Annotated in this window: 9 protein-coding genes; 3 read left to right on the forward strand and 6 right to left on the reverse strand. The window is 61.8% G+C overall.

Features of this window, described 5'->3' with window-relative positions; all coding sequences use genetic code 11:
- Positions 1-44: 44 nt before the first annotated feature.
- Together IPK17_RS33620 and IPK17_RS33625 are read right to left on the reverse strand one after the other, a co-directional pair.
- A complete protein-coding gene (locus IPK17_RS33620) occupies positions 45-1,193 on the reverse strand; it encodes a TolB family protein (RefSeq protein ID WP_343422089.1) in 1,149 nt (382 codons plus the stop codon).
- Between the two features lie 22 nt (positions 1,194-1,215).
- Complete coding sequence (locus IPK17_RS33625) at positions 1,216-2,484, reverse strand: hypothetical protein (RefSeq protein WP_343422090.1); 1,269 nt, start codon at positions 2,482-2,484, stop codon at positions 1,216-1,218.
- 264 nt (positions 2,485-2,748) lie between these two features.
- On the opposite strand from IPK17_RS33625, the gene IPK17_RS33630 reads away from it, so the two are divergent.
- The 3 genes from IPK17_RS33630 (at position 2,749) to IPK17_RS33640 (ending at position 6,747) form a co-directional block, all read left to right on the forward strand.
- On the forward strand, positions 2,749-4,014 hold the full coding sequence (locus IPK17_RS33630; protein ID WP_343422091.1) for an L-rhamnose isomerase: 1,266 nt from the start codon (positions 2,749-2,751) through the stop codon (positions 4,012-4,014).
- 65 nt (positions 4,015-4,079) lie between these two features.
- Positions 4,080-5,372: a class II aldolase/adducin family protein gene (locus IPK17_RS33635; protein WP_343422092.1), complete on the forward strand. Its 1,293-nt coding sequence runs from the start codon at positions 4,080-4,082 to the stop codon at positions 5,370-5,372.
- 139 nt (positions 5,373-5,511) lie between these two features.
- Entirely contained in the window at positions 5,512-6,747 is a 1,236-nt protein-coding gene (locus IPK17_RS33640; RefSeq protein ID WP_343422093.1) for an MFS transporter, read from the forward strand.
- A gap of 1 nt (position 6,748) precedes the next feature.
- On the opposite strand, the gene IPK17_RS33645 is transcribed toward IPK17_RS33640, so the two are convergent.
- The 4 genes from IPK17_RS33645 to IPK17_RS33660 form a co-directional block, all read right to left on the reverse strand.
- A complete protein-coding gene (locus tag IPK17_RS33645; protein ID WP_343422094.1) occupies positions 6,749-8,053 on the reverse strand; it encodes a voltage-gated chloride channel family protein in 1,305 nt (434 codons plus the stop codon).
- Positions 8,054-8,063: 10 nt separating this feature from the next.
- Complete coding sequence (locus tag IPK17_RS33650; protein WP_343422095.1) at positions 8,064-8,846, reverse strand: NAD-dependent epimerase/dehydratase family protein; 783 nt, start codon at positions 8,844-8,846, stop codon at positions 8,064-8,066.
- Between the two features lie 89 nt (positions 8,847-8,935).
- Positions 8,936-9,670: an SDR family NAD(P)-dependent oxidoreductase gene (locus IPK17_RS33655; protein ID WP_343422096.1), complete on the reverse strand. Its 735-nt coding sequence runs from the start codon at positions 9,668-9,670 to the stop codon at positions 8,936-8,938.
- Between the two features lie 132 nt (positions 9,671-9,802).
- The gene (locus IPK17_RS33660; protein ID WP_343422097.1) at positions 9,803-10,594 is read right to left on the reverse strand and encodes a response regulator; all 792 of its coding nucleotides are present in this window, start codon (positions 10,592-10,594) and stop codon (positions 9,803-9,805) included.
- Between the last annotated feature and the right edge of the window lie 17 nt (positions 10,595-10,611).

The raw sequence follows: 10,611 nt of genomic DNA on the forward strand, positions 1-10,611 counted from the left end.
CCTGTCCAGTAGGGGGCTGGGCGAACCATGCCCCCTAAGGTTGGCTAACGGTTTTGGACGGGTGGCGGGAACGCCTGCTCCCGACTGGCGTTCTCTTCCTGCGGACTGCCCAGCGGATACTGATCGGCGGCGTCGATGGTCGTGAGCTGAACCGCCGCTTCGACCACATCAATCGGATCCGCCTCAATGGGCAGCGCGGGCACGCTGAAGAGGTTTGCATCCGTCGTCACATCCGACGTAAAGACCAACGTATTGGTATTGCACAACCACGTCGGCGCGTAATCACCAAGCGTGTTGTCAGTGATTTTGCGCGTTGTCCCGGTCGAGATCTCGTAGACGTACACGTCGAGATCGCCATCGAGGGCGGACTGGTAAGCGATGAGCGAGTCATCGGGCGACCACACCGGATTCAGTGCGTCGCTGCTTGGGTCAGAAACGGGGATCAGGTCGCTCCCATCGGCGTTCATCAGGTAGACCACACTCGTGCCATCCGCCTGGTACGAGCGGAAGACCACCTGCTGCGCGTCGTTCGAATAGGATCCGTCGTGATCATCCACAGTGCCGTCGCTCACGACGCGTGTCGTCCCCGTGCTCACCTCCAGCTCGTACAACTGCCAGAAACCGTCACGATCACTCTGGAACAGAATCCGTGTGCCGTCCGGCGACCATGAAGGATTCGTGTCGTTGCCCGGATCGGTGGTCAACCGCTGTTCGGTGCCCGTCGCCGCATCGAACAGGTAGATCTCCCAGTTGCCATCGCGATTCGACCCATAGGTGATTTGCGTGCCGACGGGTGACCACGCCGGATCCAGTTCCACGGCGAACGAGTTATACGTGACGCGCTGAATCTGGTCGCTTTCCACGGCGGAAATATAGATTTCCCAGTTGCCGTCGCGGTTGCTCACAAACGTGATCCATGCTCGGTCGGGCGAGAAGCCCGGCATGATGTCGAAGACGCGCTCGCCGACGCCGCGCGACAAGTTTGGATCGCCCGCTGCCCCATCCGGCAGCTCGCCGAGGCGGAAGATCTCCCAATCGCCCGTCATGTTCGTGTGGTAGACCAGCCAATCGGGGCAGGTTGCGCCGCCGACTTCAACGGGCGACCACGGCGCGCGTTCGACAAGCGCGGTGTCCACGCCGCACAGCGTCAAATCGATGACCGGGAAGCCGTTCGCGCCGGTTGTCGCCTCCACACCGCACGCCGGCGTCACCTCATCAGTCGGCGGCAACGGGGTGACGGCGGGTGGGTTGGTCGGCGCCGGCAGTGTGCCGGTCGGCGGTGGGTTGGTCGGCGCAGGCAGTGTATTGGTCGGCGGGACGTTCGTTGGTGGCGGATTGGTGGGTGGGTGGTAGATTCGTTGGTGTGATCGGTGTGGGCGAGAGCGTCCCAGTGGGCGTAACTGACGGCGTGTCAGTGGGGGTGCTGGTTAGGGTCGCAGACGGCGTATCCGTGGGGGTTGCGCTGAGAGTTCCGGTCGGCGTAGCGCTGAGCGTTCCCGTAGGCGTGGTGGTCGGGGTAGCGGTCGGTGTACTTGATGGCGTATTGGTTGGTGTGGTGGTGGGCGTGGCGCTGAGCGTGTTGGTCGGCGTCGGGCTGGGCGTGCTCGATGGCGTGTTGGTCGGCGTCAGGGTGATATTGGCTGGTTGGACGCAGAGCAGGGCAAGCACGCCGACGCTCTCAGCCGAGTCGCCGCGCAGGGTGTGGGCGAAGTCAATCTGATGATCGCCCGCCGGGATAGGATTCGCCAGTGGGAAGGTGAACGTTTCCCACGTGTCATCACCGGGATCCGGGACGTACAGGGTTTGCACGCCGTCAATGAGCACGTTGAGCTCTTCGTAGAGCTGCGGCTGATCACACGGATACACCCCATTGTCGTTATTCGGCCCGATCTGGCAGCCGCGATTGGGATGTCCCGCCATCGTGGCAATGATAAACGTCCCCAGACTGGCTTCTGGCAGGCTGATGTCGTACGTGCTGGTTCGCGGTTCGCGGTCCCGGAACAGCTCGATCATCATGTCTTGCAGGACGATGGTGGTCGTGTTCACCGGACATTCCAGCACGGGCTGCGGTGAGATGGCGGCCGCTTGCACGAGTGGCGCCGCGACCGGTTGGACGGCGAGCAGGGCGTCCGTCGCTTCTGCGGTCAGTGCGGGAACTTCGGCGGTCGTTTCCACGGTCACCTCGACGACTGGTGGGGTGTCCGTGCGGTCGGGTGCTGGCGGTTCGTCCGTGCGGTCGGGCACTGGCAGTTCGTTGGTCGCTTCGGGCAGAGGTGGCGCTGGTTCAGCGCTGGCGTCGATGGGTGGAGTGGCTTCGGTGGTCGCCTCACTGCTGGCGACGGTTGGTTCTTGAGTGGAACTTGGGCTGGCATCCGGTGGTTCAGCGGTGTTTGCTTGCGCCGCTCCCCCGGAAAGGGCTGTCATGCTTATGACCAGCAAGATCAAGGTGACGATAAATAATACGCCTAAGGTCGTGTTCTTCATGCTTTTTCCCCGCTGTAAGCTCCGATCAGGGGCAGCACAAACGCTGCCGATGTGGCGACGGCGCTAGGTTAGGGGTGGGTTTGGGTAAAACACAGATAGGAAGGCAGTTCTAGAGGGTGATACGGTGCGGACTAGTGCGGACAGCCGGCTTGCCATTCAACTGTGAGTTGTATTGCATTTCCCCTTTCACAACTCATCGGCTATATTATCGGCTGAAATTGCTTAATTGCGCAAGCGTGGCGTTAGTAAAGGTATGAAAATATCATGAATTCCGTAACATTGGAGCAAACTTATCTAGCGGCTAAAGAGCGCTATGCGGCTTTGGGAGTCGATACGGATACGGCACTCGAACGGCTGGCGCACATTCCGATCAGCTTGCACTGCTGGCAGGGCGACGATGTAGGCGGCTTCGAAGCGCCGGATGCGGCGCTCGGTGGTGGGCTGGCCGTGACCGGGAACTACCCCGGTAAGGCGCGCACGCCCGACCAACTGCGTCAGGATCTCGATAAAGCTTTCAGCCTCATTCCCGGCAAGCATCGCCTCAACCTGCATGCGATGTACGCCGAGACGGGCGGACAAAAGGTCGAGCGTAACAACTTGCAGCCTGAACATTTCGCGCGCTGGCTCGACTGGGCTAAGGCCAATGGCCTGGGCGTGGACTTCAATCCCTCATGCTTTTCTCATCCGCTGGCGAACGATGGTTTCACATTAGCACATCAGGATGCGGGCATCCGCCAGTTCTGGATCGAGCACTGCATCGCGTCGCGCAAGATCGGCGCGTACTTCGGCGCGAACCTCGGCACGCCGACCGTGACCAACATCTGGATTCCCGACGGCTATAAGGACAGCCCCGCCAGCCGGGTCGCACCCCGTCAGCGCCTGCGGGATGCGCTTGATCAGGTGCTGGCTGAGCCGCTTGATCCGCGCCTGCACCTCGATGCGGTCGAGGCCAAGCTGTTCGGCATTGGCTCGGAGAGCTACGTCGTCGGTTCGCACGAGTTCTATCTCGGGTACGCGATCCAGAAGCAGATTCTGCTCACGCTCGACGCCGGGCACTTCCATCCGACCGAAGGCATCGCCGACAAGATCAGCTCGGCGCTGTTCTACGTGCCGGAACTGCTGCTGCACGTCAGCCGCGGCGTGCGCTGGGACAGCGATCATGTCGTCACGCTGACCGACGATCTCGAAGCGACCATGCAGGAGATTGTGCGCGGGGGCTTCCTGCCGCGCGTGCACATCGGCCTTGACTACTTCGACGCCAGCATCAACCGCATCGCCGCGTGGGTGATCGGCACGCGTAACGCGCTGCGGGCGCTCATGCTCGCGCTGCTGGAACCGTGCGACCTGCTGACGAAATACGAGCAGGCGGGCGATCACACCTCGCGCCTCGCGCTGCTGGAAGAAGCCAAAGGCTTGCCATTCGGCGCAGTTTGGGATTACTACTGTCAGCGACAGGGCGTGCCTGTGGGTATAAGATACATGGATGACATCAAGTCCTATGAACAGACGGTGCTCGCCGCGCGCTCTTAAGGCTTGACTCATTTGCACGCTTTAATTCGGGGGCGGGGCGTGCCTCGCCCCTAAAGGTGACGTCCATGACATTTGAGCTCCTCTCTCCGCGCCAACAGCTTGTACAGATCATGAATCGCATCTACTACGGTGGCATGACCACGCTGTCCGGCGGCAACCTCTCCATTCGCGATGACGACGGCAGCATCTGGATCACGCCGAGTGCCGTCGATAAGGGTAAACTCACCCCCGCCGACATCATGCATGTGCTGTCAGACGGCACGGTCGAAGGGCTGCACCGCCCGTCGTCCGAACTGCCGTTCCACCGCGCGATCTACCAGCAGCGCCCGGATGTGCGCGGGATCGTGCACGCGCATGCGCCGGCGCTCGTTTCGTTCAGCATCGTGCGCAAGAAGCCGGATACGCGCATCATCCCGCAAGCGCGGCGCATTTGTGGGCATGTCGGTTATGCCCCGTACGCGCTCCCCGGCAGCGAAGAACTCGGCCACAACATCGCCGAAAGCTTCGCCAAGGGCAATGACGTTGTGCTGCTGGAAAATCACGGCGCGGTGACCTGCGGGCAGACGCTGCTCGCGGCCTTCCAGCGCCTCGAGACGCTCGACTTTTGCGCGCGCACACAGATGTACGCGCAGGCGTTGGGTAAGTACAGCACGCTGAACGACGAACAGCTCTCCCTGTTCGACAAGGACGATCACCTGCTGCCGGAATATACGCCGACCGCGCGTTCCAGCCGCGAACGGGAACTGCGCGAACTTATGGTCGACATTGTGCGCCGCGCCTGCCAGCGCCAGTTGATGATCAGCACCGAAGGTGTCGTTTCCGCGCGCGTGGACGCCGAGTCGTTCCTGATCACGCCGACGGCGCTGGATCGCCCGAGCGTTGTGGTGGACGACATGGTGCTCGTCAAAGAGTGCCAGCGCGAAGCGGGCAAAGTGCCGAGCCGGTCGGTGCGCCTGCATGACGCGATTTACCGCCAGCATCCCCGCGTGCAGGCGATCATCACGGCGCAAGCACCGTACATCACCGCCTACGCCATCGCGGAACGGTCGCTGGATACCAAGACTATCCCCGAAAGTTACATCATGCTGATGGACGTGCCCAAGCTCCCGTATGGCAGCCCGTACGTCGAGCATCAGCGCATTGCCGACTCGATCACGCCGGGGACGCCCGTGCTGCTGCTGCAAAACGACAGCGTGCTCATCAGCGCGAACAGTCTGCTGCAAGCGTTCGACCGCCTCGAAGTCGCGGAATTCACCGCCCGCTCGATCATCGAAACCGCGTCAATTGGCGAACTCAAGTCGATTGGCGACAGCGAGATCGACGACCTCAAGCGCGCCTTCGCCTCGCTGATGGGGTAGTCGAGAACGGATCTACCCGTTCTCCTCATGTATTCGAGGAGAACGGGCAACCTCTCCACTGTGGCAACTGCGGACTGGTAAACCCGCGCTTTTTCGCCACAATACACACCATTCATCAGCGTTGCTCAGAATGGTTCGTATGCGCCGGAAAAAGCCGTATTATGGCTGGTTTATCGCGATCACCTTGGCCTGCACCGAGACAATCTCCTGGGGGGTGCTCTACTTCGCCTTCACCGTCTTCATCACGCCGATGGAAGCCGAATTTGGCTGGTCGCGTGCCGAACTAATCGGCGGGTTTTCGCTGCTGCTGCTCGTGGCCGGGGCGATGGCATTTCCGGTCGGTGCGTATATCGACAAGCACGGGGCGCGGCGGCTGATGACCCTCGGCTCGGTCGGCGCAATGCTGCTGGTAATCGCCTGGTCGCAGGTGCAAACTCTGACCGGGTTCTACCTGGTCTGGGCGGGGCTGGGGGTATGCGGCGCGGCGATTCTCTATGAGCCTGCTTTCGCCGTGATCGCGCAGTGGTTTCACGTGCGGCGCAGTCTGGCGCTCACGGTGATTACGTTCGCGGCGGGGCTATCGAGCACGATTTTCCTGCCCCTGTGTGACGCGCTGCTGCGCGCGTTCGGTTGGCGCACGGCGGTGCTGATCCTCGGTCTCTTCCTCGGTTGCATGACCATTCCGCTGCACGCCTTCATGCTGCGCCGCCGTCCGTCCGACCTGGGACTGCTGCCCGATGGCGGCGTCAAGACCGACGACGATACGTTTGAGCCACCGCGGGGCTTACCGTTCCGCGCAGCGATGCAGGAGCGCATCTTCTGGCTGCTCACGCTGGCATTTGGTTTGAGCACGCTCGCCGCCGCGGCGATCCGGGTGCATTTCATCCCGTATCTGATCTCTATCGGCATCGACGCGAGTACGGCGGCGGCGGCGACTGGCATCATCGGCGTGACACAGGTGGTTGGGCGGGTGTTCTTTGCGCCGCTGGATCGCCGCTTCTCGGTGCTGACGGTCATCCTCGGCATTTTCATCATGCAGACGCTTTCGGCGGTGTGTTTGGTCGTCGGACATTCGGCGGTGTTGGTTGGCGCGTTCATCTTGTTTTTTGGGGCTTCTCAAGGGGCGGCGACGCTCTCGCGCCCCTCGGTGCTGGTCGAACTGTTTGGCTCAACGCACTATGGGCGCATCTCCAGTGTGCTCACCATTGTCGTGACGATCGGGAACACCGTCGCGCCGCTGGTCGCCGGGATGCTCTATGATCAAGCGGGTGACTACCAATTGGTGTTGTGGATCGTGATGGGGCTGGCACTGCTGGCGACGGTGGTCGCGCTCGTGAGTTTACGTGAACGAGTCACTCCGCTGGTGACCGCCTAGCTTACTTGCGGGTGCGCTGGCGTTCGGCGAATGCGCGCAGACTCTCGTCCTGCAGCACGAGCACGCCGCTGTACTTGGGCGAATCGATGCGCTGGGTGTGGTAGATACCGCGATGCCCGGAGACGAGATAAGCGATTACACAGCCGAGAATCAGGTAGAGCGGTGACCCGCCGCCGAACAGTTCGATGCCCATTAAGGCACAGGCGAGTGGGGTATTGCTCGCGCCCGCAAAAACGGCGACAAACCCAAGCGCCGCCATGAACGCCGGATCGACGCCGAGCAGCGTCCCGACCGTAGAGCCGAGCGTGGAACCGATCACGAACAGGGGCGTCACTTCGCCGCCGAGAAAGCCCGAGCCGAGCGTGATCGCCGTGAAGATCAGCTTGAGCAGAAAGGCGAAGGTTACGACGCCCGTCCCGTTGACGCTTTGCTGGATGAGCGGCAGACTCAAGCCGAGGTAATCGGTTGTGCCGAACAGCAGCGTCAGCGCGACGATGGCCACACCCCCGATCACCGGGCGGAGCGGCGGGTACGGGATATAACGCGCCTGGAGCGCTTTGATCGCGTGCGTCAGTTCGACGAACAGGGTGCTGGTCAAGCCGAAGGCGACCGCGGCGATCGCCACTTTGATGAGCAGCCCCGGCTCGATCTCAAGGTTGGCGAGATGCGGGTAATGCGAGTGCGCCGCGCCCCACCAGCGCGTCGTCAGGTCGCCGACGTAGGCCGCCACTAAGCACGGAATGATCCCTTCATAGCGAATGCGCCCGATGCTCTGCACTTCCATGCCGAAGACGAAACCCGCGACCGGCGTCCCAAACACTGATCCAAACCCGCCGCTGATTCCCGCCATGATGAGTAGGCGGCGGTCGGCGCGGGAGAGGCGCAGCACACGACGCAGGCTGTCCGCGAGGCTCGCGCCCATCTGGATCGCCGTGCCTTCGCGCCCGGCTGAACCGCCGAACAGGTGGGTCATGATGGTGCCGAACAGCACAAACGGCGCCATGCGCGCCGGGATGCGCGCTTGATTCACGTGCACTTCATCGATGACGAGATTGTTGCCCTGGGCCGAAGTGCCCGCAAAACGATAGTACAGCCAGCCGACGAGGAATCCGCCAAGGGGCAGCAGCCAGAGCAGGGCGGGGAAGTCGAGGCGGATATTGGTCGCCCAGCCCAACGTGATCAGGAAGATGGCGGAAGCTGTGCCGGAGAGCACGCCAACTGCGCCGCCGAGCAGCGTCCATTTGGCGAACGTCCGCCAAAAACTCGCGAAGTCGCGTAGATTCAGGTGCAACAGATCGAGCAGCACGGTTGCAGATTTATCCTAACTGAGACAGGCGCACGTTGAGCGGCGCGATGGGCACGCGCGGATCGAGCATGCGCTGGTCGAAGACGAAATCGTCATCCGGTCTGATGATCCAGCGGTCACCATGCCGCGCATTGAGCGCATTGGCGATTTCGTAAAACGTCCAATGCGTGTTGCTGTCCACCAGATACAATCCGGGCGCGAACGTCGCCAGCTGTGTCAGCGCGTCGGCGGTGTCAATTAAATGGGAGCAGGCCGGAAACCACAGGCGGCTGGCGCGAATCTGACCATGTTCGCGCGCCTGCTGTTCCAGATGATCGACCATGTTGTTCGACCCCGGCGCGTCGCCGATTTGCCAGCCCAGCCGCGCGATTACCGCGTTCGGATTCTGCGCCAGCGTGCGTTCTTCGGCCTGCCGCTTCTCATAGCCGTAGCCTTCAGTCGCGTCCGGTCGCGAATTCACGGTGAACGGCCCCGGCGCGAAGTCGCTGAAGACGGTCACGCTGCTGGTGTAGACGAAGCGCACATTGAGCTGACGACAAATCCACGCGAGTTCGCTCGTCCAGTGGTAGTTGACCAACCAACCTTCGTTGGCTCGTCCCGTGGGCTGTGAGGCAACCGCCAGATGAAACAGCACGTCCGGGCGCTGCGCGCGCGCGAAGGCTTCCATCGCGGCGAAATCGTCAATCGGCGTCTGGCGCCGATCCCAGCTCACAACTGTGTCGCCGTGCGCTTCCAGCGTCGTCTTGAGGACGCGCCCCAGCGTGCCATTTGCTCCTGTGATGATCGCTTTCACGAAACGCCAACTCCTCACTCGTGAGTATAAGCATACCGAATCCTAGCCGAACTCACGAGTGAGGGAGCATAAAGCTTCTGCGCGGATGATTAGCTCCGCAAGTAGGCCGCTCGGTTCGCGTCGATGATACCCCCCGTGAGCATCTCCGCGCCGGGCGAGGCCAAGAACGCGGCGGTGCGGGCGACATCGGCGGCGGCGTCTGGTCGGGCGCTGCGGGGCGTCGACTTGCCAATCGGCATCGGCGCTTCGGGCGCGATCGTCCCAGCAGCAATCGTGTACACGTAGATGTTGTGCGGCCCGTACGCGAGCGCCAGGCTTTGACCGAGCGCGTTCAAGCCAGCTTTGCTGACGGCATAGGCCGGGGCATCGGCTTGACCTTTGAAGGCGGCGTCGGCGGAAATGTTGATGATGCGCCCGCCGCCGATGCCGAGCATATGCTGAGCGGTGCGGTAAGCGACATTGGCCGTGCCCGTCAGATTAGTGGCGAGCGTGCGCGTCCAGGCGGCGCACCAGTCCGCGTAATTTACCTGTGTTGGTGGATGCGGCTCAAAGACGGACGCGTGATTGATCAGCACATCGATGCGCCCGAAAACTTCGACCACATGCTCAATGAGCGTGTCGACGCCTGCTGGGTCGCTGAGATCCGCGGCAATGGTCGTGTGACCTGTGTTGTCCAGCGCCATTAAAGTTGACCGGGCCGCGTCTGCATTCTCGTGGTAATGGATGGCGACGGTGCCGCCGCGCCGCGCAAATTCCAGCGCGCATGCTCGGCCAATCCCGCCTGAAGCCCCCGTGATCAGAATGTGTTGTCCGGTGAAATCCATCCAGCGCCTCTCCATGCTGTGCTGCCACGTGTGTTCCCTGAACCATAGTCGCGAAACCAGGCGGTGTCAACGGGGGAGAGGCTTGAGAAACGCGCCGCGTTCGGCGCAGGAACGCCGCGCGGTCAGTGAGGACTAGTTTGGTTTAGCGATCAACCGCTGCGCGAAGGTCATCAGATCGACGATGTTGACCGGCTTGACGAGGAACAGATCGGCCAGTTCGGCTTCCGGCGCGTGCGTCGCCATGGCGTTGCCCGTCACGACGATCACTTTCATATGCTTCATGCGCGCATCCTGTCGAACACGCGTCAGCACTTCCAGCCCCGTCATATAGGGCATATTGACGTCGAGGATGAGGATATCGGGGATCTCCTGCTCAAGCTGGCTGAGCGCTTCGCGGCCATCGACCGCGACTTTCACCGAAAAGCTGCGCGGGTTGAACGTGTGCGAAAAGATCTCACGCAAATCCCGGTTATCTTCGGCGATCAAAACTTTCTTTTTGTTGTCGGTGGTTGCGCCATTCGGCGGATTGAGCGCGTTGGGATTTGTCGGCGTGACCTTGAGTTCTGAATACGCGCGGATGGTATCCAGCAGCAGGAAGCGGCCCACCGGCTTGTGCAGCACCCGTTCGCAGCCCGCGGCGCGGCACGCGGCGGCGACTTCTTCGGAGGCATCTCCGGTCAACGCGATCACAGGCGTGTTTTTCAGCTCGGTCTGGCTCTTGATGTGCCGGGTCAGCTCGATCCCGCTCACGTCCGGCAGTCCCACATCCATAATGATGAGATCTGGTCGGGCGTTCAACGCGACTTCAAACCCCTGTTTGCCGTTCACCGCTTCCAGCAGTTCGTAATCGGTGATCGTGAGCATCTCCCGAATGAGAAATGTGTTGAGGGGATTATCTTCAACATACAGCACTTTGAAAGCCATGCGCTTAGTTCCTGAGG

The organism is Candidatus Flexifilum breve, assembly GCF_016713355.1.

Coding starts and splice junctions, on each gene's coding strand:
- IPK17_RS33660 (WP_343422097.1), bottom strand. CDS start 10,594: ATGGCTTTCAAAGTGCTGTATGTTGAAGATAATCCCCTCAACACATTT.
- IPK17_RS33625 (WP_343422090.1), bottom strand. CDS start 2,484: ATGAAGAACACGACCTTAGGCGTATTATTTATCGTCACCTTGATCTTG.
- IPK17_RS33640 (WP_343422093.1), top strand. CDS start 5,512: ATGCGCCGGAAAAAGCCGTATTATGGCTGGTTTATCGCGATCACCTTG.
- IPK17_RS33655 (WP_343422096.1), bottom strand. CDS start 9,670: ATGGATTTCACCGGACAACACATTCTGATCACGGGGGCTTCAGGCGGG.
- IPK17_RS33635 (WP_343422092.1), top strand. CDS start 4,080: ATGACATTTGAGCTCCTCTCTCCGCGCCAACAGCTTGTACAGATCATG.
- IPK17_RS33630 (WP_343422091.1), top strand. CDS start 2,749: ATGAATTCCGTAACATTGGAGCAAACTTATCTAGCGGCTAAAGAGCGC.